General features: G+C 58.6%; 27 protein-coding genes. 7 read left to right on the top strand and 20 right to left on the bottom strand.

All coding sequences use genetic code 11. The features are described 5' to 3' along the window. Window positions 1-23: 23 nt before the first annotated feature. Window positions 24-629, bottom strand: coding sequence for a phospholipid-binding protein MlaC (locus tag FQ705_RS07730; protein ID WP_144139174.1), 606 nt, complete (start codon window positions 627-629; stop codon window positions 24-26). Window positions 630-841: 212 nt separating this feature from the next. Between FQ705_RS07730 and FQ705_RS07725 the strand changes: the two genes are divergently transcribed. Both FQ705_RS07725 and FQ705_RS07720 read left to right on the top strand, forming a co-directional pair. Further along, entirely contained in the window at window positions 842-3,457 is a 2,616-nt protein-coding gene (locus FQ705_RS07725) for an MMPL family transporter (protein ID WP_144139171.1), read from the top strand. A 2-nt stretch (window positions 3,458-3,459) separates the two neighbouring features. Further along, window positions 3,460-4,449, top strand: a complete 990-nt coding sequence (locus FQ705_RS07720) for a VacJ family lipoprotein (RefSeq protein ID WP_144139168.1) — start codon at window positions 3,460-3,462, stop codon at window positions 4,447-4,449. A 146-nt stretch (window positions 4,450-4,595) separates the two neighbouring features. Here the strand turns inward: FQ705_RS07720 and FQ705_RS07715 are convergent, their stop codons facing one another. After that, on the bottom strand, window positions 4,596-5,075 hold the full coding sequence (locus FQ705_RS07715) for an acyl-CoA thioesterase (RefSeq protein ID WP_144139165.1): 480 nt from the start codon (window positions 5,073-5,075) through the stop codon (window positions 4,596-4,598). Window positions 5,076-5,236: 161 nt separating this feature from the next. Between FQ705_RS07715 and FQ705_RS07710 the strand changes: the two genes are divergently transcribed. Continuing rightward, complete coding sequence (locus FQ705_RS07710) at window positions 5,237-6,487, top strand: tyrosine-type recombinase/integrase (RefSeq protein ID WP_144139162.1); 1,251 nt, start codon at window positions 5,237-5,239, stop codon at window positions 6,485-6,487. A gap of 100 nt (window positions 6,488-6,587) precedes the next feature. Beyond that, window positions 6,588-6,920 (top strand): helix-turn-helix transcriptional regulator, encoded by a 333-nt coding sequence (locus FQ705_RS07705; protein WP_144139159.1) that lies wholly within the window; start codon window positions 6,588-6,590, stop codon window positions 6,918-6,920. Window positions 6,921-7,309: 389 nt separating this feature from the next. Here FQ705_RS07705 and FQ705_RS07700 read toward each other — a convergent pair whose 3' ends face one another. Then, a complete protein-coding gene (locus tag FQ705_RS07700) occupies window positions 7,310-7,615 on the bottom strand; it encodes a zinc-ribbon domain-containing protein (RefSeq protein WP_144139156.1) in 306 nt (101 codons plus the stop codon). 97 nt (window positions 7,616-7,712) lie between these two features. Next, the gene (locus FQ705_RS07695) at window positions 7,713-8,117 is read right to left on the bottom strand and encodes a hypothetical protein (RefSeq protein ID WP_144139153.1); all 405 of its coding nucleotides are present in this window, start codon (window positions 8,115-8,117) and stop codon (window positions 7,713-7,715) included. Window positions 8,118-8,256: 139 nt separating this feature from the next. On the opposite strand from FQ705_RS07695, the gene FQ705_RS07690 reads away from it, so the two are divergent. Both FQ705_RS07690 and FQ705_RS07685 read left to right on the top strand, forming a co-directional pair. Continuing rightward, a complete protein-coding gene (locus FQ705_RS07690; protein ID WP_144139150.1) occupies window positions 8,257-8,631 on the top strand; it encodes a surface-adhesin E family protein in 375 nt (124 codons plus the stop codon). Beyond that, window positions 8,628-9,302: a hypothetical protein gene (locus FQ705_RS07685; RefSeq protein ID WP_144139147.1), complete on the top strand. Its 675-nt coding sequence runs from the start codon at window positions 8,628-8,630 to the stop codon at window positions 9,300-9,302. The genes FQ705_RS07690 and FQ705_RS07685 overlap by 4 nt, the downstream gene beginning before the upstream one ends. Window positions 9,303-10,391: 1,089 nt before the next feature. On the opposite strand, the gene FQ705_RS07680 is transcribed toward FQ705_RS07685, so the two are convergent. The 16 genes from FQ705_RS07680 to FQ705_RS07615 form a co-directional block, all read right to left on the bottom strand. Next, window positions 10,392-11,153, bottom strand: a complete 762-nt coding sequence (locus FQ705_RS07680) for a hypothetical protein (RefSeq protein ID WP_144139144.1) — start codon at window positions 11,151-11,153, stop codon at window positions 10,392-10,394. Next, window positions 11,150-11,326: a hypothetical protein gene (locus tag FQ705_RS34010; protein ID WP_186307811.1), complete on the bottom strand. Its 177-nt coding sequence runs from the start codon at window positions 11,324-11,326 to the stop codon at window positions 11,150-11,152. The genes FQ705_RS07680 and FQ705_RS34010 overlap by 4 nt, the downstream gene beginning before the upstream one ends. A gap of 178 nt (window positions 11,327-11,504) precedes the next feature. Then, on the bottom strand, window positions 11,505-11,825 hold the full coding sequence (locus FQ705_RS07675; RefSeq protein ID WP_144139141.1) for a hypothetical protein: 321 nt from the start codon (window positions 11,823-11,825) through the stop codon (window positions 11,505-11,507). Between the two features lie 26 nt (window positions 11,826-11,851). Then, entirely contained in the window at window positions 11,852-12,100 is a 249-nt protein-coding gene (locus tag FQ705_RS07670) for a hypothetical protein (RefSeq protein WP_144139138.1), read from the bottom strand. Window positions 12,101-12,137: 37 nt separating this feature from the next. Next, the gene (locus FQ705_RS34435; protein WP_144139135.1) at window positions 12,138-13,415 is read right to left on the bottom strand and encodes a hypothetical protein; all 1,278 of its coding nucleotides are present in this window, start codon (window positions 13,413-13,415) and stop codon (window positions 12,138-12,140) included. Further along, window positions 13,415-13,957 (bottom strand): hypothetical protein, encoded by a 543-nt coding sequence (locus tag FQ705_RS07660; RefSeq protein WP_144139132.1) that lies wholly within the window; start codon window positions 13,955-13,957, stop codon window positions 13,415-13,417. The genes FQ705_RS34435 and FQ705_RS07660 overlap by 1 nt, the downstream gene beginning before the upstream one ends. Before the next feature lie 98 nt (window positions 13,958-14,055). Next, window positions 14,056-14,304, bottom strand: a complete 249-nt coding sequence (locus FQ705_RS07655; protein WP_144139129.1) for a hypothetical protein — start codon at window positions 14,302-14,304, stop codon at window positions 14,056-14,058. A gap of 71 nt (window positions 14,305-14,375) precedes the next feature. Next, window positions 14,376-15,599 carry a hypothetical protein gene (locus FQ705_RS07650; RefSeq protein WP_144139125.1) on the bottom strand — a complete coding sequence of 408 codons (1,224 nt, stop codon included), beginning with the start codon at window positions 15,597-15,599 and terminating at the stop codon, window positions 14,376-14,378. After that, window positions 15,599-17,587, bottom strand: coding sequence for a transglycosylase SLT domain-containing protein (locus FQ705_RS07645; RefSeq protein WP_144139122.1), 1,989 nt, complete (start codon window positions 17,585-17,587; stop codon window positions 15,599-15,601). Before FQ705_RS07645 ends, FQ705_RS07650 begins: the two co-directional genes overlap by 1 nt. Window positions 17,588-17,657: 70 nt before the next feature. Further along, the gene (locus FQ705_RS07640) at window positions 17,658-17,963 is read right to left on the bottom strand and encodes a hypothetical protein (RefSeq protein ID WP_144139118.1); all 306 of its coding nucleotides are present in this window, start codon (window positions 17,961-17,963) and stop codon (window positions 17,658-17,660) included. Window positions 17,964-17,965: 2 nt separating this feature from the next. Further along, window positions 17,966-18,433, bottom strand: a complete 468-nt coding sequence (locus FQ705_RS07635) for a hypothetical protein (RefSeq protein ID WP_144139115.1) — start codon at window positions 18,431-18,433, stop codon at window positions 17,966-17,968. Window positions 18,434-18,592: 159 nt separating this feature from the next. After that, window positions 18,593-19,057, bottom strand: a complete 465-nt coding sequence (locus tag FQ705_RS07630; protein ID WP_144139112.1) for a hypothetical protein — start codon at window positions 19,055-19,057, stop codon at window positions 18,593-18,595. Between the two features lie 29 nt (window positions 19,058-19,086). Continuing rightward, the gene (locus FQ705_RS07625) at window positions 19,087-19,464 is read right to left on the bottom strand and encodes a hypothetical protein (protein WP_144139109.1); all 378 of its coding nucleotides are present in this window, start codon (window positions 19,462-19,464) and stop codon (window positions 19,087-19,089) included. A 439-nt stretch (window positions 19,465-19,903) separates the two neighbouring features. Next, window positions 19,904-20,053, bottom strand: coding sequence for a hypothetical protein (locus tag FQ705_RS34005; RefSeq protein ID WP_186307810.1), 150 nt, complete (start codon window positions 20,051-20,053; stop codon window positions 19,904-19,906). 10 nt (window positions 20,054-20,063) lie between these two features. After that, window positions 20,064-21,299: a hypothetical protein gene (locus FQ705_RS07620; RefSeq protein WP_144139106.1), complete on the bottom strand. Its 1,236-nt coding sequence runs from the start codon at window positions 21,297-21,299 to the stop codon at window positions 20,064-20,066. 143 nt (window positions 21,300-21,442) lie between these two features. Continuing rightward, the gene (locus FQ705_RS07615; protein ID WP_144139103.1) at window positions 21,443-21,631 is read right to left on the bottom strand and encodes a CopG family transcriptional regulator; all 189 of its coding nucleotides are present in this window, start codon (window positions 21,629-21,631) and stop codon (window positions 21,443-21,445) included. Between the two features lie 451 nt (window positions 21,632-22,082). Here FQ705_RS07615 and FQ705_RS07610 point away from each other — a divergent pair, with 451 nt between their 5' ends. Next, entirely contained in the window at window positions 22,083-22,805 is a 723-nt protein-coding gene (locus FQ705_RS07610; protein WP_144139100.1) for a hypothetical protein, read from the top strand. Window positions 22,806-23,011 lie beyond the last annotated feature (206 nt).

The raw sequence follows: 23,011 nt of genomic DNA, 5'->3' as shown, positions 1-23,011 counted from the left end.
TCATACCAAACGAGAGACCCGTTTTACCCGGCGCTGCGCGCGTTATGCGCGGTCAGGAACTTGATGAGGCCGTCGACGCCGCCTTTGTTGAGCTGATCAGAAAACTGCGTCTGATACACCTGAATCAACCACGCACCCATCATGTTGATGTCGTAGACCTTCCAGCCGGACGGACCCTTGGTCATACGGTAGTCGATCGCATCGTCGCCGCCATTGCTGATTACGTGCGACTGCACGACGATGTCTTTAGCGTCGGGGGCGGCCGTCACCGGCAGAAACTTGAACTTCACGTCCTGGTCGCGCAGTTGCGAAAGCGAGGCGGCGTACGTGCGAACCAGCAGCAGCGTAAATTGCTCGTACAACTGCTTCTGTTGCTCCGGCGTCGCGGTGGCCCAGGCCTTGCCGACCGCGATCCGCGTGGTGCGCTGGAAGTCCGTGGCCGGCACGAAGCGCGTCTCGACCAGATGGGTGATCCTGGCCATGTCGCCGCCGCGCGCCTGCGGATCGGCCTTCATCGCGGCAACCGTACCCTCGACGGCACCCTTGACCACCGCGTCGGGCGCGCTTTGCGCAAAAGCCGCCGTGGACACCACAGCCGCAGCCATAAAAGCAGACAGATAACGTTTCATACGTTCGCCAAAACCCGAAATAAGTAAGCGCCGCGGACCTGTAAGCCCGGGGCGTAAGCAGGATAGACCAGTATATCGAGAATGCGTTCCCGCCCCAATGTACGCGCCCAGGCGTCGTCTTTGCTACCCAACCCGAGCCGGATTGCTCCGGCTCTGTATACTTGTGCACTTTCGTCAAAAACAACATTCGTGATAAGGCCACGTTCGCCTACATGCTGAAGTCATCTATTGTCCGTCTCGTCGCCTACTCGGTGCGTCATCCGCTACGGATCATCGCCGTGTCGCTCGTGCTCGCCGTCCTGAGCGGCTTCTACGTTGCCCATCACTTCAAGATCAACACGGACATCAGCCGTCTCGTCGAGACCGATAAGAAGTGGACCGCGCTCTCCAATGCCATGGACCAGGCTTTTCCGGACCGCGGCGACACCGTGCTGGTGGTGGTCGAAGCGCACGCCCCGGAATTCGCCGACGCCGCCGCGAACGCCCTCACCGCTGCGCTGAAGGCCGACTCGAAAGAATTCGTCGCTGTTTCGCAACCGGCTGGCGGTCCGTTCTTCGAACACAACGGCCTGCTGTTTCCGTCGACCGACGAGGTCATGTCCACCACGTCGCAACTTGTCCAGTCTCGCCCGCTCGTCAATGCGCTCGCGCACGATCCGAGCCTGACCGGCCTCGCCGGCACGCTCACCACGAGCCTGCTGTTGCCGCTGCAACTCGGTCAGGTGAAGCTCGCCGACATGAGTCACCTGCTATCGCAAAGCGCCACCACGCTGGACCAGGTGTTGGCCGGCAAACAGGCCGCGTTCTCGTGGCGCGCGCTGGTCGACAAGAGTGCCGACACCCATCCCGCGCGCGCCTTCGTCGTCGTGCAACCAGTGGTGGACTACGACGCGCTGGAGCCGGGCGCAAGCGCTTCGAGCGCGATTCGCAACACCGCCGCCACCCTGCATCTGGACTCGCGCTATGGCGCGACTGTCCATCTGACCGGCGAGCAGCCGCTCGCGGACGAAGAATTCGCGTCGGTCAAGGACGGCGCGGTGCTCAACGGCATCGGCACTTTCATTGTCGTGTTGATCATTCTGTGGCTCGCGCTGCGCTCCGGCCGCATGATCGCCGCGGTCTTCATCACGCTGTTCGTGGGGCTTGCCATCACGGCGGCGCTCGGCCTGCTGCTGGTGGGCGCGCTCAACATGATTTCGGTCGCCTTCATGGTGTTGTTCGTCGGGCTCGGCGTCGATTTCGGCGTGCAGTTCGGGGTCAAGTATCGTGAGGAACGCAATCGCGACGATCGCCTGTCCGCCGCCCTCGCCCACACCGCGCACAGTATCGGCGTGCCGTTGACGCTCGCCGCGATCGCGGTCGCGCTCAGCTTCTTCTCGTTCCTGCCGACGGCCTACCGCGGTGTGTCGGAACTGGGTGAGATCGCCGGCGTCGGCATGTTCGTCGCGTATCTGACCAACATGACCTTGCTGCCGGCGCTGCTGAAGATTTTCAATCCGCCGGGCGAAGCGGCTTCGCCGGGTTTCCCGCAGCTCGCACCCGTCGACGACTTCCTCGATCGTCACCGCAAGCCGGTATTGATCGGCACGCTGGTCCTCGTGCTCGGCGCGACGCCGCTGCTCACGCGTCTGCACTTCGACTTCAACCCGTTGCACCTGAAAGACCCGCATACGGAGTCGATGGCCACGCTGCTGTCGCTGAAGGACTCGCCGGAAAACGCGGTCAATAACGTGCACGTGCTGGCGGCCTCGCTCGCCGACGCCGACCAGAAAGCCGCACACCTGCGCGCGCTGCCGGAAGTGGGTCGGGTGACCACGCTCGACACCTTCGTTCCCGCCGATCAGCAACCGAAGATGATGCTGATCGCGAGCGCTGCCCAGCAACTCCTGCCCGCGCTCCAGCAGCAGCCCTCGCCGCCGGCCACCGACGCGATCCGCGTGGCCGCGCTCAAGCGCGCGTCGAACCAGCTCTCGCTCGCCGCCGACGATCACCCCGGCCCCGGCGCCGCCGAAGCCAAGCATCTATCGGACACGCTGCAAAAGCTCGCGGCCGCCGACGCCGCCACGCGCGACCGCGCCGAAACCGCGATGTCCGACACGTTGCGCATCGCGCTCGCGCAGCTGGCCGATCTCCTGCAACCCACCGCGATCACGCGCGAGAATCTGCCGAAGGAAATCTCCAGCGCCTGGTTGTCGAAAGACGGCCGCGCACTCGTCGACATTGCGCCGAAGGTGAAACCCGGCACCGATCCGAACGACGACGCCATGCTCGCCCGCTTCGTGCGCGCGGTGAAGAAGGCCGAGCCGAACGCGATCGGCGGCCCGATCTCGATCCTCAATTCGGCCGACACCATCATCAAGGCGTTCCTGCAGGCGGCCGGTTATGCGCTGCTGTCGATTGCGATCCTGCTGTGGATCGCGCTGCGGCGCATCGGCGACGTGCTGCGCACGATCGTGCCGCTGCTCGTGTCGGCGCTGGTCACGCTGGAGTTGTGCGTGGTGTTCGGCATGTCGCTCAACTTTGCGAATATCATCGCATTGCCGCTGATGCTCGGCGTCGGCGTCGCGTTCAAGATCTACTTCGTGATGGCCTGGCGTAATGGTCAGACAGGTTTGTTGCAGTCGAGCCTGACGCACGCCGTGCTGTTCAGTGCGGCAACCACGGCCACCGCGTTCGGCAGTCTCTGGCTTTCGCATCATCCCGGCACGTCGAGTATGGGACGCCTGCTGGCGCTTTCGTTGTTATGCACCCTGATCGGCGCGGTGGTGTTCCAGCCCGTGCTGATGGGCAAGCCGCGCCCACGTCGCGCGAAGCACAAAGGAATCTAAGCATGAAGCTGCATAACACCGTGCTGGCGCTCGCCGCTACCGGCCTCATCTCCGGTTGCGCGACCGGTCCCGACCGCAAGCCGGGTGACCCGTTCGAACCGGTGAACCGGGTCGTCTTCAATTTCAACGACGGCCTGGATCGTTACGTCGCCGTGCCGGTGGCGAAGGGTTATCAGAAGGTGACGCCGCAGCCGCTGCGCACCGCCGTGAGCAACTTCTTCTCCAATCTTGGCGATCTGAGCAATGCCGCAAACGCCCTGCTGCAATTGAAGATCACCGACGCGACAGAAGATCTCGTGCGCTTCGCCTTCAATTCGACCTTCGGGCTGGGTGGTCTGCTCGACTGGGCGACGCCGGCTGGTCTGCCCAAGCATCACCAGGATTTCGGGCTGACGCTCGGCCACTGGGGCGTCCCGTCGGGTCCGTATCTCGTGTTGCCGCTGTTCGGGCCGAGCACGGTGCGCGACAGCATGGGCCTCATCGTCGATGTGAAGTTCAACCCGCTGAACTACATGGAACCGGCGGTGCGTAATCCGCTTTACCTTCTGCAATTCGTCAGCGTGCGCTCGGATCTGCTGGGCGCGACGGACTTGCTGCAGCAAGCTGCGCTCGACAAATACTCGTTCGTGCGCGACGCCTACACGCAGCAACGCAAGGCGCGTCTACGCGGCACGAGCGAAGGCGCGGCGCCGTTGCCGGACTACGACGACCAGAGCGATTCCGGCGCAGCGGGGGCTCCCGCGGCGGGTGCTCCGGCGGCGGGTCTACCGAATTACGCCGACCCGGGCGATGCCGCACAAGCACCGAATGCAGCCTCCGGCGCGGCAACCGGCGCACCGGCGGGTGTACCGAACTACAGCGATCCGGGCGACGCTCCGGCAAGCGGCGCTGCGGGCACGCCGCCGGCTGCGCCGGTCGCAACGCCTGCCGCACCGGCTGCTGCGTCGGGCACACCCGCGACGACGCCTCAACCGGCTCCGGCCACGCAATAAACATTGGGGAAAGGCGCGCGATGCGCCGTGGGCGCCCAGAACGGGCGCCCCTTATGTGAAGGCGGGGAAAAACCAGAAAGCTGGGGACAACAAGCGCTCCGGCGCGCGCGGCGCATGCCCGGTAAGCCACGAGCCGGTTCACCGGCTCAATGCAGGCTTTCCACCTCACCGCGCGTCACCGCCATCTCTTCCTCGACGGCAACCGCACCTTGCGGCACCGGTCGCGAATCTTCGCGATAACGGGCAAACGCCTCATCCGCGTAACGGATTTTCGTGCGGCCATGAGGCGCCGGCTCGCCGTTCTCGTTGAGGTTGACGAACACCATCTTTTCGACCGTCAGAATGCTCTTGCGCGTGATCTTGTTACGCACTTCGCAACGCAGCGTAATCGAGGTGCGCCCAAAGTGGGTGGCGGTCATGCCGAGTTCGATGATGTCGCCCTGACGGGCCGAACTGACGAAATTGATCTCCGACATGAACTTGGTCACGACGCGCTGATTGTCCATCTGGCAGATCGCGTAGATGGCCGCTTCCTCGTCGATCCAGCGCAACAGGCTGCCGCCGAACAGCGTGCCGTTCGGGTTGAGATCTTCGGGCTTGACCCACTTTCTGGTATGGAAATTCATTATTGATCCTATACTGGTCTGTCTGGTTCAATTTATCAGCCTCAAACCCTTAACTAGCAAGGCTTTCCGGCTTTTGGCAGGTCTAAACGGATCTAAACGGATCTATTCAGACTGGCCTATTTGTTGGGGTAGGTGTTGGGGTAGAGAATGGAGTGTTCGTCATGCCCAAGCTACACATAAAAACGTTGCAAGCCCTCACTGACTTTGACGCTGGCTCAATCGTCCGCGACGACCAGGGCCTGTGGGGCAAGGTCACCAAAACCGCCAAGGGCGTGTCCGTATCGTTCTCGTATCGCTTCCGCGTCGGCGCTAAAACGCGTGACTTCGGGTGCGGTAGCTGGCCTAGCCGGTCGCTGGCGGATATCCGCGAAGCTCGGGACGAAGCCGCCAAGCTGGTGCGTGCCGGTCGTGACCCAATCGATGAACGCGCGGCCACGCGACTGGCAGAGCAAGCCAAGGCCAACGTGTTGACCGTGCGCGATCTGTTCAATCTCTGGAAGGACGCCGAACTGGCGAGCCGGAAAGACGAAGGCGCGGAACCCTTGCGGGCGATGGAGAAGGACATTTTTCCAGTCTTTGGCAAACTAGCTGCCGCAAACATCACTAAGGGTAAATACCTAGAACAACTCGATAGTACCAAATCCCGGACACGTTCGCTGGCGAACAAACTGGCGGGGTATCTGTCGTCCATGTATGAGTGGGGTGTCAAACGTGAGTTAGTACCCACTAACCCCCTGGTCGGCATCACGCGGAAGGACGTCGGGGGAGCCGATGGTGAAGGGGAGCGGGTTCTGGTGGATGACGAACTCCGCGCACTTCATCACGCCCTTGAAAGCGCGGGTTTGCAGGATGCGACGCGCACGGCGTTGCGGGCTCTGCTCGGCACCGCTGCGCGGTCAAACGAACTGCTGCGGGCCCGCCGAACGGATATCAGTATCGAGGCGCGCACATGGTTTATCCCTGCTGCCAACTCCAAAAATGGCAAGCCCCACCTGATCCACCTGAATGACTGGGTGCTTCCACACATCGAGCGGCTTCTGGCCATCGCCGGTGGATCGCCCTGGGTCATGCCAGACCAGGCAGACCCGGCCCAGCACGTTCATAACAAGGCGCTGGTCAACGCGGTAGCTGACCGCCAATGCGGCTTCTACGAACGCAAGACGGCAGGCCGCAGCCTCAACTATCCGCACGCGCTGGAGGTCGGGGGCGAGCGGTGGACCCCTCACGATCTTCGAAGGACGGCGGCCACGCTCATGGGTGATCTCGGGGTGGGCCCCGACGTGATCGACAAGTGCCTGAACCACACCGAACGCAACAAGGTGCGGCGCACGTATCAGCGGGCCGTGAAGGTGGAGGAACAGGCCGCCGCGTGGCGAGCGCTCGGGGAGAAGCTGGCCGTGTTGATGCCGTGAAATGACACCCTTGACGAATTAGAACTGTTCCGATCTAATTAGATCGGTTCTATCAATTTCAACCTGCAATGGAGTGCGACTATCCCCGGAAGGAGGGGCTATGAGCATTTCTATTGCAGTGCAGCATAAATCGTCAGACAAATCCCCCGAGGGTTCGCCGGTTGCAACTGATTGCAATCCGGTCGCGCCTGCCGATGCACCAGCGGTCGCGAAGAAAACGCGCACGCGCCTGCCACGCCCCCCCATCGATCTGAACAAGCCGGACGACCGTCTCTATACGCGGGACGTGTGGGAACAACTCAAGATTTCCAAAACCACGTTCTACGAAGGCCGCAAGGCTGGGCGCTACCCCGCTCCCGATGGTTACGACCAGAAGCGCGCCTTCTGGCTTACGCAAACCATCAAGGCTGTGAAGCTGGGGAGCAAGTCATGAACGCCTACGAAAAATGGTATTTCGCATGCCTCTTATCCGTCGAGGTGGTGGCCGTACTGGTCACGCTGGTGGCGCTCACCCTCGGCAAGATTTAGGAGGTGAGCCATGGGTGTGACAATCCAGAAATTCAAACGCTGCACCGACTGCGGTGGGATAAAGCTCAGGGAACAGGACTTCCACCGGCATCGGGGCGGCTTCCGCAGCGTTTGCAAGGTATGCGCTAACGAACGGGCCCGCCAGTACCGAGAAGCTCACCCCGAGAGGATAAGGGAGACTTACAGAACGTACCGCGAAGCTCACCGGGACGAAATTAACGCCTACCAACGAGTACAGTACCGACTCCGAAAGAAGGCGGCCAATTGCAATTGATTGCAATTAACGGCTAGGGGTCAGCCGTGATCCCACCAAATTCCAATATTTATAAAAATTTCACCGATCACGGCTAAAATCAAAACGAGAATTCCCGAGCCGATAAAACCATTAAAAAATAGAATCGGACAAACAAATAAAATGATTACCCAAAAGGCTACCTTGAGTGCCTTATAGGATTTCCCCGTCTGCTCGATGGTCTGGACTTCCGGGCTTGCCTGTACGATCGTCGCGGCTCGAACCCGTCTTAGCGGAAAGCCGCACTTAGGACAGCTTGCAGCTTGATCGCTGACGCTCGATCCGCATTCCCCACATTTGATAAGCATGACCGGTCCATTCTTTTAGTTTTCCGTGCGCTCCACGCATGCGAGCGACACCGATTATAAAGCCGCCTGCAATTGGCGGGACTTCCGCCGTGAGGCATCACCAACAATTCCACCGACAGATCACCACCGGTTGAACATAGACCGGCTGAACATAGACGGGACGGCTCGCCTCGTATGCTGCCGCTCCCGCTGCTGCGGCGGCTGCACCCGCCAGAAGACCAGAGGCAATCGCGTTCGCAGTCTGGGCACGGTGGGCAGAGTCAGCCTGTGCGGCGCTGGCGGTGGTGTAGTACATGTTCATTTCGCCGTTGCACTTGTCACCCCAGTTGGTCGGGTTCGCTTTCTTGCACTCCAGGAAAGTGCGCCGGTCCTCCTGGGCCTCCCGTTGTGCTTCGGTAGTACACCCAGCAAGTAGACCAGCCAGCACTCCCAAGACAATAAGCTCTCTCATTTCCCGCCCCGCATTGTTTATTTCGCTGTCCGCCCGGACAGTCGTATCCATGACGGGCTAACGACACCAGGACATGCATGGCGCATCGGGGATTACCCGCTGGCTTCGCGGGCTGCGGTCTGAGGATTGTCGCGGGGGCGGCCTCGCGCTATCCTCGCGGGAACCAAAAAAAGACCATCCGGGGGAATCAATGAAAAAACTAATCGCGCTTGCGTTGCTGGGGGCCGCCGCTTCTGCGCAAGCCGCAGACTGGAAAACCGTTTCGCGCGACTCCGACAGCATGATCGAAGTTGAACAGACCATGCTCAAACACCAAGGGTCGCATGTGCTGGCGTGGACGCGACAGTCTTTCGCCAAGCCGCGAACTGTGGGTGCCGCAACATACGACGTGATGCTGGGCCGGTACGACCTGGACTGCGCCAACGATACGGCCAGGCTGCTCTCGTCTACTGCTGCCCTGAACGGCAAAGTGGTCGATTCCACCGGCTACGCCCCTTCCGATATCGCGGTCATTTACCCCGACTCCGATCTGTATGAAGTCGATAAAGCCGTGTGCCCGCGATGAAATTTGACGGCTGGCAAATCCCGCTCGCCACCATTGCGGGCGTATCCGCGATAAGTGCGTGTTTGAATACCACCGCCAAGTCAGAAGTGATCGCCGCGTGGGTCCAGGCTCTGGGTTCCGTTGTTGCGATCCTCGCGGCGGTGGGGGTGGCGTATAGCCAATTTGAACAGACACGCAAGCTGGAGATTGATCGCGCGGCGGCGGAAGAAGCCAAGGACATGGCAGAGACCCGAGCCTTCGTGCAGGCGGTGAGGCAGGAACTTACGGTGATATGGGACGGCTATGCGGACAAAATCAGACCTCTCCTTCACGCGGTCCCTGAGAACGATTTTTTCAATGGCTTGGTTCCGGTTGACGGACACATATTCACGATCTACAACAACGCCTCGCCGCGTGTTGGCAAGGTGGACGACGAAGAACTACGCGGCCTGATCGTCAAAACCTATGCACGCGCGAAGGGCTTTGTGTATTCCCTGCAAATGAACAACGCCATGGTTAGTGAAATATCTAACCTGGTACTTGCGCAACGGGACGATGTGGTCCAAAAAATGATGGATCACAGAACAGGCGTGCTTGTCGCTTACGCCGCGCAATTAAAAAAAGATGACGAAGAGCTAGAAGGTCTGTTACGGGCACTGACGGCCAAGGCTAACGAATGGCTTCGCTCCTAGCTTTAGCCATTTGACGAAGCGGACCCTTGCGCTTCAAGTTTTCATTTTTAAAAAAATTTGTCGAAGTGGTGAGCAAGCGGCCGCCGCCCAAATAGTGGGATTGGTCTTTTGGTCCGACGAGCGGTCGGGGTGCCGTCCCCTTGGGCCCTAACGTACCTTCAGGCGTCCCCACGCTGGGCTCCATCGGCCTCCCGCTGGTGAGGTGGGGGCTGGCGAGGGTGTGGAAGGGAAGGCCTGTGTAACCTGGCGATACACGTGTACTGGCTACGGTGTAACTTGAAGTTACGATTTCCTGAAGACTTCGCCGGGGGAATGTTCGGGTTATCAGAAGTCGGCACGGTGATAGTCGTGACGACTATTGCGGGCTGCTCCTATAGTCGTCACGACTATTGCCTACTTATAGGCATCCATCGAAGTAGTCGGCACGACTATATGCCTTTGCTTACCCCACCACGCCCACCTCCGCCGCCTCCGCTGGCTACCTCAGTCCAGTGCAATTGATTGCAATTGGTGGGCTAGGGAAGGTTGCCAGTGCAAGCAAAAAGAACCCTTTGTAAACTCTACCTGTAAGCCAAACCGTAAGGAATCAGGGCAAAAGGGGCGTTTATTACGAATTATGGCCTTACCCAGACATTACGATTATCCAACATGCCACCAGCAAGGGTTTGTGGGAAGTGGGGTGTAAGACTCGGTTGACATAATGGAGGTTAACAACCGAATATTGGTTTTACGCGTTATCAGGCCTGGATATGGCGGGTAGCGATGAATGTCGCGACAAGTATTTTCCCCTTCGATTTTCCCTGTAGCTCGTCACCAGAAACGGCTGGAAAGCGCTAAAGTGCGGACGACGTTTCCAGGCCGCTTAGGGCAGGTTTTTGGCCATGTAGCGACGACCCGGACGGCCCGGAAAAAACGCACGACAGGGAAGGCCGCAGAACGACTCCCACACGCGTGTTTAGCGCTTCAACGAGCATGTAGCCAAACTGTTCCATCTCCGTACAAAACTTTATACACGCCCTGCTCTGCCCTTTTCGCGCGTGGTTCGCTGTCACCCTGTTTGTTGCGGCCTCGGTGATCGAGGATCAACGTTTAAGCGGCGTTTGCGAGGCTTGGCAGGTCTCCCGTCTTTTCATTCCGTCCTGCTTTGTTGATCTTTCTGCGCTCTCCCGTTGCTCCTGCGTTTCTTATGCTCTTTGCTGATCGTTGGAACTCGTCTACTGGCCATCCGGTTGGGGTGTACTTCCTTGGCGTTCCTATTGCATTGATTGGTGTTGCTGTCTCAACCTCGGCCCCGCCCCCCAGCCCACCCCCGGCCCCCGCCATTGAGGCCATGTGTGCCGTTATCGCTGCCTGGCTCGCCAGCGCCTTGGCCTGCTGTGTTGCTGCCCGCTGTGCTAACTCGCTGGTGCGTTTCCGTATCTCGCTCACGCATAGCTTGCAATAGGCGTGGTGACCGTCATAGACGTTCTTCTTAGGGGCCAGTCCTCGCCTTGAGAATGCCTCCAGCGATTTTCGTTTTCTGCATTTGTCGCAACGTTTGGTTTCTATAACGTCTTCCAACTCTGGCTCCCGCAACTTCGCCACGGCTTGCGTTGCCGTCCATTGGAGTGCGTTTGACGAATAGGGGGGTTGGTCGTCGGCTGGTCGATTGCAATCAATTGCAATTTCCGCGACTGGCTCCGGCGCGTCCTGGGGCTTCGCTGGCACTACGGCGGCCCGCAAAAAAGACGGTGAAAACGCCATAAAAGCCGCGTTTGTGATCGCGGTGGCGTTGATGGTCTTTGCCTTGGTGTGGGCGCGTTCGGCGGCGCGTCGTTGCTGCCTGGATTGCATCGCGGTTCCCTGGGTCACGTGACGCTCTGAACAATCATCAATGCTTCCTCGCGGGTCAGCGCTTCGCCGTCGAGGGACCAAATCAACTCCCCGTCAATCGGCAGGATCACCAGAAGGCGATAGCCGATCTGTATCCACGCGGGTTCGCCGGTTTCGGCGGTGCTGGCTTCCATTCGTTCAAACATGGTCATCGGGTCTTGCTCCCTTCAATGAAGGCGTACCTGCCAGTGATCCCGTTAGCCGCCCGTGTCCATCGGCGTTGATCGGTCTTGGCGCATTCACTGCATACGTGTTGTTCCCGCCCCACCCCGAAAAGGTGAAGCGGTTTCAGAACGTGACAGACACGGCAAGCTCTCACGGTGCGTCTCGTCACGCCGGGATGTAGTTACACACAACGGTGATCGTGTCGTTTCTTCCCTCGGCCTTGAGGTAGACGCCCCTGGTGAAGGTGAAATTCGGGGCGAGCGAAAAGGCCCCGGCAGAATCAACCGACACCAGCGGGTTGCCCGATGCACCGCCTGTACTGTCGTATAACCTGAAGCGGCCTGACCTGGCGGTGATCGAGGTAATGACACCGCTACCACTCACCACCAGACCCTCGCCCCCGAACTGTTCCTGCACCCCGCCCGCGTACTGCTGAAGCCAGGAATTCCCCTGGAAGGGGACGAAGGTTTGCGTAATCGTTGCCATGACGTTCTCCAGGTGAGCGCGGCCAATCAGAAGGTCAGCGTGATATCGCTCGGGGTGCGCTGCACGATATACGGGGTGCCACCAGTGAAGGCCACGCTAACCGGGAAGCTGGCGGCGGCGGGTGCCTTGAACGCTGCGAGCAGGGTGCCTGCCGCACTTCTGATCTCGGCATCGATGGGGCCGCCGCACGACACGCTGGTAACGGTGCCGCTGGTCTCGCTCGTAAAAGTGACGTTGGCGGGGGGAAACATAACGCTGGTTTCTGCTGTGGTCATGATGCTCTCCAAAGAGTAGGACTGCTAAAACAGAAGGTCAAAAAGTAACGTTCAACGTCATCAGAATCGAATAGGCCGCAGCGTCGAAAAGGTCATCGGCCCGTTTGTACGCCTGCGAATCGGCCAGCGTGAAACCGCAAAACTGCTGCACCAGGTGATTGGCCATGATGCCCTTGAACATCACCTGTTTATCCACGGCCAGGTCACTGAAGCGCACTTCGTTTCTGAACACTGGGCCCGAACATGCAACCGCTCGCGCATCCTTGCCTAACGCGGTCATCTCTCCAGGAATGGCACTGACTGGCCAGCCTTGTGACTGCGCTTCCTGAATCACGATGGTTCCGCTGCCCTTGTCCTCGCAATAGATGCCGCCGCTGCCATACTGCGCACCGCATTGCTTCTTCAGTTCGTCCAGTCGGGCCAGAATGTCGGGGATGCGCTGGGGCAGGAGGTTGGCCTGCACCTGGAACACGTCCCAGTCCAGAATAATCAACGGCGTCCCGACTGTTTGAGAACGTGCGTAGTACACAACCGCGCTTCCGTCATGTTCCTGACCATCCTTCAATGCGGTGTCGAAACACGCGCCCACATAATCGCAATGCGTCGGGAAGGGGACACCCTTCCCTCCCGGTGCAAGGTTTTCAAGGCTCAACAACGACACGCCCCGCCAGTCCACAAATTCGGCAAGGTATTCCTGGCGATACACCAGCGGGTGCGTGCGACTCTCAATCGTCGCCAGTTCCTCGACGGGAAGGTGCGGGTTCATGAAACTCGGCGCGTGAAACCCTTCCCAATGCTCTGACAGGCCTTCGTTATTGCATAGCCGCCAGAAGAAATTTTCGATATTCACGCCCTTGGGCGTACCCGCTACAATCGCGGACCCCGCGTAATCCAGCAAGGTCGGCGCGATGGACTGCTCCCACTGGTGTTGCATTTCCGGCTTGGTCAGCGATGCTTCATCGATGAGTACACGGTGATATTTACGCGAGCGTCCCGCGTCGGGGTCTTGCAGACTCAGGAACTCAATTACCCCCTGATTCTTTAACTCGACGTACTTTTCAACCTTGCTGGCTTGCGCAATCGCGGGCTTCAGTGTGTGCAGCAGGTTCCGAAAACTTGGAGCCGATTTTTTGAAGTCAGGCGCAAAGATGCCCACCTTCCAGCCATAACGAAGCGCCCAGTTAGCAGAGGCGATTTCAAGTAGTGCGGACTTGCCCCAGCGTCTACCACACCGCAAAACACTGCGCCGCCCCAGTCCCTGATAGACGCGCCGTTGATCCGTATGCAACGGCTCTAATCGGATTACCTTGGGCATCAGGACACCTTCTTTTTGGTGTCCGACTCGCCCTTGTCGTCGTCGGGGGAGTTGACCAGCTTGAACACACCATCATCGCCCGCCACCTGGTTACCGTAGTGCACGGGGTCGCGGCGGCTCGCCAGCCATTGCACGTGCTGGATACGCAAACGCGCACGGCCAAGACGGGCTGAAGCGTCTACCGACTTCAGGCCGTTGAAAAGGCTGTCGAGCATCGGAAAGATATCGTCCACCATATCGTCCGGTTGGATCGCGAGTGCTTCCCGGTATAACTGTTCGTTGCGCTCGTTCCGGTTGCGCCAGTCATGGAAGGTCGAGAGTCCCGGCATGCCCGGACGCTTGCATGCTTGTGCTGCTGTCTCGCCCCGCCGAATCCATTCGATTACCGCCAGAAACTTGGCTTCAACTATTGGTTTCTGGCCGGTCTTTGCCTTCATCGGGAGAACATTTGCGGCCTGCTCCACTTCCGCCACCGACACGGCGGTTTTATTGACTTTGACGTGGTGCTTGGTCGCGCCCATCGTTTTAAATTGAATTGCCATTGCATCACCCGATATTTTGGTTTCTGGGTGGTGCGGGTGAGTTGTGTGTTGTTCTGCGGCGTCTATGCGCCTGCTGTTCTGCTAAATTCGTTTAACTGCTACTCGCCATCCTGCCGCAAGCCGATGCATTTCTGGAAGGCCAGGTTAGTCGTAATCAATCCATCAGCCAGGTCTCGCTCCGCTGCCGTGGCAGTGTCGGCAAGTTGCTTCAGATTCGATAACACGATCTGGTGCTGAAACTTGCGGTTAGCGGTGTTTTCTTCGCTCTCTGCTGCTGCCAGCGTTTGCTCGGTGGCATCCAGAAGGCGGCGCAACATCATCAGGCGGTCTTGCAAGGTGTGGCTCATGGTCGGCTCCGGTTTTGCAATTGATTGCAATCGTGATTTCGTACTGACGAATCGGCGGGTTGTGCGATAGGTCACAACTGGCCAGGGACATAAAAGCCGTAGCGATTCTTTGCCGGTCGCTGTAGCACGTCCAAGGCGTAGGCTTTCGCTTTCGCGTCTCCCGGTGCGGTCGTCAGCAGGTTTAGCGCGGTAATCCATGACGTCCCTCCCCCGTCCCGGCTGCTACCTACGTGGCGCACCGATGTACACATGAACGTGCCTTCGAAAGATTGCGCTGTCGTGTTGATACTGCCCTGCGGCGGTGGTGCGATTGCGCCTGTTTGCCCGCCTTGCTGGATCGTCAATGGTCCCGGCGGCAACGTCACGTAAGAGCCCACCTTGATATCCCCCCGCAGCACGCAAAGCGCCTGAATCTCTAGCGGCTGGCCGTAGGTCGGCTGGCCAATCAAATCCTGCATCATCAGCAGTTTCGGCGCTGTCTGGGTCGTGCCATCGGTGATTAAAATGGTGTTGTCCTGTAGGGCGATCTTCACGCCCATATAGTCGGTGCCTGGGGCATAGCCGCTAATCAGGTTGATCGAAGCCTTGTTGATATAGGTTGCGAACTGACTCAGTTTTGAATAGAAGCCGGTTGCGGTCGCACCACTCCAGACGAGGTTAGGGGAGATTGCACCGCTTATGGTGTACTGCGGGAACGCGAGTTGTAGAGTCTGCATCAGCGGCACTAACAACGGTTGCCCCGCCTTCCACTGGAATACGATGTTCGCGGGCGCTTCGCTAGTCGTCGGGGCTGGCAAGATCGTGTTACCTGACGGGTTGCCTGTCGTTTGATTCGAGCTCGGCGACGAGCCGCCGGCCTGAACGTAAATGCTCAACGTCTGCGACGTGCCCACCCAGTTCCCGAATGCCTGGGTGATCTGCCCCGAGCAAAGCAACCCCGCCTGCGCCGGATTGGCTAGGGGCAGTCCCTTCGCCATGCCGCCATAAACCGCAATGTTCATGCGGTTGAGATTCGCGCCCTGGCTCATTTCCTGAAGGCTTACCCCGCTGATCTGGATATAGGGGTTGCCAATTGGCTGATCCAGAAAACTTACCGGAATGTCAAACTCCACCTTCAACGCTGACGGGTTGCTTGATCCAAGTTTCGTGAGTGTCCCATCCGTATACAGAGAGGAATACGTCCACGTGTTGACCGTGGGTTTCACCAGCGAGAATCCCAATCGGCCATTGACGTTCGGCGCGAAAACATAGCCAGTCTTCGGGTCGGTAATGACGATCTTGAAATAGCGCGACATTAGTGGGGGACTCCGCCGGTGGTCACGATAGTGGAAGCACCAGCGGGCGTGCTTACCTTCACATTGATGTTGACGGGTTGGGGGTTGGCTGGTGGTGCGGCCTTCGAAGACGATCCACCACGCAACGCTTCGCCACCGCCTTCGCTGAACAGCGCAAGGAATCTCCGCACGCCAGACAGGTCGCCCAGGCTGTCATTGGGTGCGGCTCGCTGTGTTGAGGTGTCTTTCGACAGGTCCACAATCCTGAAGTCGCTTTCGTTGAGTCCCGTTGATCTGGGTTTCAGATTAGCGTCATTCGTTGCGTTGGCATACGCACCGTCCACGGAAAAATCCATTCCGTTGGCTTGCATGCTCTTTAAGTACGCGCCTGTCTCCCCTGCTGCCTTGCGTGACCCAAATTCGTCCAGGTGATCGAACCAGTCTTTCGGGTACTTGGCGATAGCCTTATCAAGATTCGCAAAGCCATCGTATGAGGCGGCTATTTTGCGTTGATCGCCCCTGTATTTGCGGTTCAGAATGTTGAGATACGCCGCCGCTGCCATGGCGGATTGGCCTTCATCCATGCGGTTCGTAATGCCTACGCTGGCGGCGGTTGCCTTGGTCAACTGAAATGCTCCCGCTGGGCCTTCACTGTCGTTCGTGTTGGTTCCGACATTGGCCCCGCGTGACGATTCCTGCCGTTCGAAATTGTCGAGCGTGCCAGGTCGCAAGTTGTTGAGCCGTTCGAGTCGGCGCAAGGTCTCATCACGCTTGGGGTCTGACGTGAAGCCGTTGTTATCAGACTTGCGTGTGACTCCCGGCTGGTTCACATCGGGGATGCCGGGAAACGCAGACCGAATGCCATCACCAAACTTGCGGAACCCGTCCCGCACGTCGTATTGCTTGTATTGCGGGCCGCCCTGCTCGGGGCTAACGAATGACTCGCCATCGCTCAGCGTATCGAGGATATTGCCAACGCCATCGGCGGCTTTATCTACCCAGGGTCCGGCCGCCTTCAGCAGTTTGATAGCGGCGTTGCTTGCAGCATCAGCGAAGTGACCAAGGCCCCCACTTGCGTTGACGAGTTGCTTGTTGAACTCCTGGCCAACGCGGCTTAGATCGCTGCTCCACTTCTGTTTAAACGACGTGGCATCGTCGGCGGTCCTGCTGTCGATACCCATTTGCTGGGCGTCGTTAAGGTACTTCGCGTGAGTGGCGCTCCATTGCTGATCCGACCATGAACCCGCCGCCCGCAATGTGCCATTACTCAACAGGTCATTGAAGCCCATGCTGTTCGCCACTTGCGCGGCGGGGAGTCCTTGCGATTCCCAATCGTGGTACTTCTGACCCGCCGAACGTGCGAACGCAATCGCCAGTTCGTCAGGGTCCATACCCTTGATCTGGTCGGCACTCAGGCCCGCCGCAATCAACGGCTTCCACAAACGGGAATCCTCTTTGGCGTCGGCAAAATTCGACAGGTCCGAACGTTGCAGGCCCAGCGGGCCATAATCGCTTTCGAATGCCTGGGCCTTGCCGATTGGCAGACCGAGCGCGCGGCCTTCGAGATTCTGTTTGGCTACATCAGAATTGGCTTTGGCCATTGCTGCAACACCAGCCGCCGCCCCCGCGCCAAGGTACAACGCATCTTTTCGCAGACTTTTGATATTGATCCATGACCGTGCGATGGTCGTAAGTCCCTTCTGGGACTTATCGGTATTTTTGCCGATAAGCTCCCAGTCCTTGGCGGATTGGTGTGTACCCCGCGACCACTGCGAGATGAACGATTGCGGACCTACCATTTTTGAGGTGGTGGCGGCGCTGGCGATTCCGTCGAAGTGCGCGCCCAAAGCTCCCAAGGCTTCGCCCGCATCGCGCAACGATGCCGCCACGTGCGCAAATGGGTCGGCGGTTCCGGCCTTCGCTTTGGCCTCATATTCGTTGAATTTCTCAACGAACGCGTCGAATTCCGCACTATTTACCGGAATTTCTATAATCGGGGTGTCTGCCATGCTCTGCTCCAATTGCAATTGATTGCAACCCTAAATTTCGTACTGACGAATCGCCGTGTTGCGCTATAGCTCAGTGGAGACTTGCGCCGCTGCTCTGCCGTTCTGCGAGTGCTGCCCGCGTCATGTGCGTCAAGGCTTCAGCCTGCTCCATTGTCGTGGCCTGAAGGGCGGCGCACTGCTTCAGCAACGCAACCAGGTTCTGATCGTCCGGGAACTCGTTCAACAACCTCCCCAGGCGGCAACCAATCACGTGCAACAGTCCCGACAAGTGACACAACGATTCAATGTCGCAATCTGAACCCGTCTTCATGAACGCATCCAGCGCAACCATGGCGGCGTCCACCTCGCGAATCAGCTCTGAGCGATTGGTGTCCACGGTTAGCCTCGCGATGGGTGGCTTGGCATCTCGCCATGGTGCTGGCTCTCGTCAAAGTGTTCTTCACGGAAGCGACGCTTATTATCTTTGGCCTCTCTCTGCTCGGTCGTCGTCATGGCTTCCCACGCGGCCTTGCGCACTTCTTTCGTGGCTTCGTAATGCATCTGGTCCAGTTCGCGCTTCATCGCTTTCATGCCATCCTGAATTGCTGCGAGCGGACCACCATCAGCAATGAATTTTTCAACCATCGTGGTGACCTTGTCGCTATCGGGAGTCAGTGCCAATATCATTCCGACGTACTGCCCGAGCAATACTTTCGCCCGTCCCTCCCCCGACGCCAGCGAGCCCTCAAGCTGTTCGCGTATGTCTTCGCGCAAGCGGGGGTTAGAAAGAGATTCGATGATGTTCTCCATCGCGTCCCGGTTCTGACGAAAAGCAACCTGGTTTTCGATTACACAAAAGTGCTTCACGGCTTTCTCCGGTCAACGGTGCGGGGCGTGGGCTTCGAAGGTTTGGCCATCTGCTTCGCTTCACGTGAGCTAATGAGACCATGCGCTTTGAGGCGCTGAATGAGTCGCCTTCTGTGGTTCTGGTAGTCGCTCATGGTCGTCTCCTCCATCAACGTGTTTTCAGAATCGTTGGGGTCGTCCGTCGATACAGATTCCGGTCGCCAGGGCGGGGCCACGAAACTGACCCATCCAGCACGACATGCGGCCTTCGAATTCGGTTGTCTGCCTGCCCACTGCGTCCCGGAAAGTGATCGGCACCAGTTCGCCGCGCCGTGCCGGGGCCTGCATCGCTTCCGCCACCACGGTTCGCTTGATATCACGGAATAGCTCGGCGGGAAGTTTGTCCAGCTTCATCGGTGAGTAGCTGGTGGCATGAGGCATCAGGTCGCGGATTACTCTGCGCTCATAGGTCTGCGGCGTCTCCCCGACTTGTGGAGAGTCGAGCGTCACGCGGTTGGCTTGAATGACGCGGTCGAGGTCGGCGCGCACCTTACGGAACTGCACTTCCTCGCCCCAGGACATGCTGTCATTGGGGCGCGCGCCGGAGAGGTCGCGGTGGCCAGGGTGATCGATGACGACTGGCAAAGTCTCGTATCCAAACGGTCTGTTAGACATTACGCACCCCCAGCAAGTGCGCGTTCATATGCCATCATCTTGTCCTGCATGCGGCGGCGGAACTCTTTCGCCTGCTCGGGCGTACTGCCGTTGTAAATGCCAAGCTGGAGATTAGGGGGCGTCATCCATGTTCCCATCCATGAACGCATTGAACCCTGCTCTCCGCGATACTCGGTTATCGTTCTCCCTGTTCCATCACGGTGCGTTACTGGCTTGATCGTCGGTACGCTGTCGGCGCGGCTCCCTGCATGTTCGGAAAAATCACGGTTGTACAGTGCAGCGTCGAGGCGGGCTTTTCCGCGTTGGCGCTCGGCTTCAAGTTGCGCCGGGGTCAGTGAGTTGAGGTATGCCACGTAGTCATTGGCCTGCGTTGTCATAGTGTTCTCCTTAGTGACCGTGCCTACGTGCCACACCCAGTTGCACGGCCTGCACGTATCGCATGGAGAAAGTCTTGTCGTCCGTGACAGCGCGGTTCCAGGTGGCGCGACTCGGATAGCTTGCGTTGCTCGCCAGTACGCTGACTAACGATCTCCCGCTGGCAATCTGCGAGAGGATGGAGTCCACAACGTAGGGAGGCCACGCGCTAAGGGTTGGTTGTGTTGCTTCCGTTTCCATGGTCTTGCGTCCCGTTGAGACAGTTGGCTCAAGACTCATATTGAACCCGTCATTTGCTAACGAGGAAGGGGAATCGCTTTGGATAACTGAGATTTTTTACTGGCGCGGCTGCTAAACGTCTAGCAACCGGGAGGGATGGGTGTCGGTGGTGGCCCCGACGATTGCAATTGCATTTGATTGCAAAGTGGGGCCAGACCATTCTCAGAGGTATTGCTCCAGGATGACGTACTCCACACGGGTATCGAAGCCTCTACGGTCAAGCGGTGCCGGTTCTCCAGGATGATCTGGTGTCGGCTGCTCGGCGGGCTGATCTTCCACGCGGGGCTTGAACTGAATGATTCTGGCGGTCATGGTGGGCTCCTTATTTCTTCGTGGCGAGGATCGCATCAAGTTCCGCAATCGTGCCAAGGTGGGTATCAAGGGACACTTCGTCTCGCGGGGTGCTGGCGGCCTTCGTGATGGTCGGCGGGTGCATCGGTATCACCCGAGCCGTGGGAGCCTGCTGACGGGCCGGATTCCTGGCCAGCATCGCCTCATGGGCTTCCGGCCAGTGCGCCACAAAGTAATCGACGCGCGGACGGTCAAGGCTCGGGGAGCGGGTATCCCTCGGGTCCACCTTCCACTTGATGGTTGTCCAGTTATCGACTGCCCACACCACGACGGCGTTGTAATCGATCCCCTTGCGGTGCATCGCGGTCATGGCATCGCGTAGACGCTTCGCTGCGGCCCCGTTGATCCGCTCCCCTGTCAGGGTCTCCCACTGCACCGCAATCGCCAGCACGGGCTTGGAGGGGGCCAGCGGAACCGGGGAGGCGGGGTTATCGCCTTGGGGTTTGGGGGCTTTCTTCCCCTTGGCCAGGGATGGGGGGGCCGGTTGTTGTCCTGGCGAAGCTGGGACAGATTCTCCGGTTGTGTTTCTAATCGCGGTTGAAAGAATAGAGGTTGTATTAGGAAAGCACGCCCCGGTGCTTTGGTCGGTGAGTAAAGCACGCCCCGGTGCTTGAGAATCGTTCTTAAGCACGCATAGGGATTTTGGTCTCTCGCCAGTCACGTCCCCAACGATCAACGGCCAAGGGGTGATCTGCGCTCCGTTGGCAGGGGCGATGCGGACATGAAGGCACCGCTTCCGTGCGTATTTCATGGTGGTGGCTTCCAATGCTCCGGCCTCCACACAATCCGCCAGTCCCCGTTCGGCGTCCCGCTTCTTCAGTCCGGTGTCCTGCTCGATCCTGGCGTAGGAACAGGCGAGCCAGAATTCCCCATGACAATCCTTCACGGCCAACTGTGCGCCGCCCTTTTTGCTGGCACGGCTCCATTGCGACACGTAATCGAACATGATCGCGCCCAATGGCCCCAAGGCCCGGACGTTGGCGGCGTGAAGGTGAACCCACGACTCCTTATCCTCAGACACGCTCATGGAGCGCATCCTGGAGGTGTCGTCGGGGTGAGGGACGCGTGGCCCGCGTTGGCGGTCGCTGGGGGTATGGGGGACGCGTGGGAGCCAATCCCGAGCGCTCACCTTGGCGATGAACTCGGCGGCTTGCTGCTCGGCGCTGACCGTACCGGCTGCGCACATGACGGCATCGTTACTGCTCATGATGACTTTCTCCAAATTGACAAACTGATACTTGTGTCAACTCGGGAGCGGGCCTAAAATGTACATGTGTATGTTGTGTGGCCCTGGCCCTTCCGGTGCTGACACTTCCTAAGCCTCGGTTCTCACCCGAGGCTTTTTTCTTTTTATGCGACCTCCTTTAGTTCCGGCTGACGCTCGAAATATTCGCGCAATGCCGTCCTGAGAATTTCCGCCTTTGTCACGCTGCGCTTTTCTGCCAGCGCTTCCATCGCCTGACGAATGGCATCGGGGAGTAGGAAATTTTCCCGGCCCATCTTGCGCTTCGCTGCGAGTGCTTGTCCGTTCGTGGCCATGACTTCCTCCGGGTTGGTTGTGACGTGAGTTCACAATACAGTGAACATACACACGTGCGAAACCTGTCAAAACTCCACCCGGAACAACGTTCGGTCAACTCGCAAATTCAGTTCGCGTTCTGCGTGCGGAAAGTGCGGTTTTTTTCGTTGCCTGCTCAGTGGTCGGTGCTCGAAAATTTATTTTGTTGTTTGTTCGCCACGCTCCGCCTTCGCTTCGCAATCCGCTATCGTGCAACCCAAAACGTCGTCAGGCCTGCTGCAATTGATTGCCAGACTTTTTGCGTGTGGTCCGGTAGCTGCGCTTATTCCGCACTCACGCATTTTTGCGTGCGGTTTACCACTTTTTTGTATACCTGGCGGTTTGGTGGTTTGCGATTTTTGCGCTTAGTATCGGTCTGCGGTCTGTTAAACGGTTTAGCAGACCAAAACCACACACTGAATGGAGTCAGACATGGAATCCCAAGTCACCCCCGTTGTAGAAGTCCTCAATACTTCCGGCCTGGTCGCTGAGATCGCGGGCATGTCGCCCCGCGTGTTGATGAAGAAAACGCGCCAAGCCGTGGAGAACTGGCAAGAATCCACCTATGAACTCGGCGCTTATCTGTACGCGATCAAGGAGAAGATTGATATCCAGGAGGACAAGAATTTCGGATACAACACGTTTACTGAATACGTGGACGCGGAATTGAAGGTGAAGTATGCACAGGCTATGAACTTCGTCCGCACGTATCGCACGCTGACGAAAAACGGCATCGCTTACGAGAAGGTCAAAGCATTGCCCTTCTCCATCCTGACTGCTGCCGCCAAAATGTTGACGGTTGAGAACGTCGATGAAGTCGTGCTGAAGCTGGAGGGTAAGACTTACAAGGAAGTGGTGGCACTGCCTGAACTGAAGGCTTCAAAAAATCAGACGAAGGCCAAGGCGGGCTCTGCTAGTGCTGCCACAAAGAAAGCCAAGGCCGCGCCTGCTCCTGACTATGCCCAGGACGTGGCATTCAAGGAAGTCATCAAGGCCGGTGAGAAGGCCACCGAGGCGCAACTGGTGGCGCTGTTCAAACTGCTTCCCGCTGCCAAGCTGATTAAGGCTTTCAATGCCTCGGGTAAGCAAGGGGTCAAGCTGGTGTCTACGAAAGCTGCAAGCCCCAAGGCCAAGACCTCCCCCGCTGCTGCGTGAGTGCAACTGATTGCACTTTGGGAGGCCCGTGTTATGACCCCATTTATGTTGGGGTAGGTGTTGGGGTAGCGACGGCGGTTGAGGTGTATTTCTAAGTTATAATCGCCCGCTAACCTTTTTCCAGTAAGGCTATACCTCTTTTGCGAAGTACAGGTAAGACTTTCTGGTATGGAAATTCATCTGGTACTCCGTGTTTGAAGGCGCCC

Origin of the sequence: Paraburkholderia sp. BCC1884 (genome assembly GCF_900996225.1) — a bacterium.
In the GTDB taxonomy this organism is placed as follows: domain Bacteria; phylum Pseudomonadota; class Gammaproteobacteria; order Burkholderiales; family Burkholderiaceae; genus Paraburkholderia.
The sequence above is the reverse complement of the archived record's forward strand: the minus strand, read 5'-3'. Positions and strand labels throughout refer to the sequence as shown.

Excerpts from the sequence above, each read along its gene's own strand:
- FQ705_RS07730 (WP_144139174.1), bottom strand. The coding sequence starts at position 629 with ATGAAACGTTATCTGTCTGCTTTTATGGCTGCGGCTGTGGTGTCCACG.
- FQ705_RS07725 (WP_144139171.1), top strand. The coding sequence starts at position 842 with ATGCTGAAGTCATCTATTGTCCGTCTCGTCGCCTACTCGGTGCGTCAT.
- FQ705_RS07720 (WP_144139168.1), top strand. The coding sequence starts at position 3,460 with ATGAAGCTGCATAACACCGTGCTGGCGCTCGCCGCTACCGGCCTCATC.
- FQ705_RS07715 (WP_144139165.1), bottom strand. The coding sequence starts at position 5,075 with ATGAATTTCCATACCAGAAAGTGGGTCAAGCCCGAAGATCTCAACCCG.
- FQ705_RS07710 (WP_144139162.1), top strand. The coding sequence starts at position 5,237 with ATGCCCAAGCTACACATAAAAACGTTGCAAGCCCTCACTGACTTTGAC.
- FQ705_RS07705 (WP_144139159.1), top strand. The coding sequence starts at position 6,588 with ATGAGCATTTCTATTGCAGTGCAGCATAAATCGTCAGACAAATCCCCC.
- FQ705_RS07700 (WP_144139156.1), bottom strand. The coding sequence starts at position 7,615 with ATGCTTATCAAATGTGGGGAATGCGGATCGAGCGTCAGCGATCAAGCT.
- FQ705_RS07695 (WP_144139153.1), bottom strand. The coding sequence starts at position 8,117 with ATGGATACGACTGTCCGGGCGGACAGCGAAATAAACAATGCGGGGCGG.
- FQ705_RS07690 (WP_144139150.1), top strand. The coding sequence starts at position 8,257 with ATGAAAAAACTAATCGCGCTTGCGTTGCTGGGGGCCGCCGCTTCTGCG.
- FQ705_RS07685 (WP_144139147.1), top strand. The coding sequence starts at position 8,628 with ATGAAATTTGACGGCTGGCAAATCCCGCTCGCCACCATTGCGGGCGTA.
- FQ705_RS34010 (WP_186307811.1), bottom strand. The coding sequence starts at position 11,326 with ATGACCATGTTTGAACGAATGGAAGCCAGCACCGCCGAAACCGGCGAA.
- FQ705_RS07675 (WP_144139141.1), bottom strand. The coding sequence starts at position 11,825 with ATGGCAACGATTACGCAAACCTTCGTCCCCTTCCAGGGGAATTCCTGG.
- FQ705_RS07670 (WP_144139138.1), bottom strand. The coding sequence starts at position 12,100 with ATGACCACAGCAGAAACCAGCGTTATGTTTCCCCCCGCCAACGTCACT.
- FQ705_RS34435 (WP_144139135.1), bottom strand. The coding sequence starts at position 13,415 with ATGCCCAAGGTAATCCGATTAGAGCCGTTGCATACGGATCAACGGCGC.
- FQ705_RS07660 (WP_144139132.1), bottom strand. The coding sequence starts at position 13,957 with ATGGCAATTCAATTTAAAACGATGGGCGCGACCAAGCACCACGTCAAA.
- FQ705_RS07655 (WP_144139129.1), bottom strand. The coding sequence starts at position 14,304 with ATGAGCCACACCTTGCAAGACCGCCTGATGATGTTGCGCCGCCTTCTG.
- FQ705_RS07650 (WP_144139125.1), bottom strand. The coding sequence starts at position 15,599 with ATGTCGCGCTATTTCAAGATCGTCATTACCGACCCGAAGACTGGCTAT.
- FQ705_RS07645 (WP_144139122.1), bottom strand. The coding sequence starts at position 17,587 with ATGGCAGACACCCCGATTATAGAAATTCCGGTAAATAGTGCGGAATTC.
- FQ705_RS07625 (WP_144139109.1), bottom strand. The coding sequence starts at position 19,464 with ATGACAACGCAGGCCAATGACTACGTGGCATACCTCAACTCACTGACC.
- FQ705_RS34005 (WP_186307810.1), bottom strand. The coding sequence starts at position 20,053 with ATGACCGCCAGAATCATTCAGTTCAAGCCCCGCGTGGAAGATCAGCCC.
- FQ705_RS07620 (WP_144139106.1), bottom strand. The coding sequence starts at position 21,299 with ATGAGCAGTAACGATGCCGTCATGTGCGCAGCCGGTACGGTCAGCGCC.
- FQ705_RS07615 (WP_144139103.1), bottom strand. The coding sequence starts at position 21,631 with ATGGCCACGAACGGACAAGCACTCGCAGCGAAGCGCAAGATGGGCCGG.
- FQ705_RS07610 (WP_144139100.1), top strand. The coding sequence starts at position 22,083 with ATGGAATCCCAAGTCACCCCCGTTGTAGAAGTCCTCAATACTTCCGGC.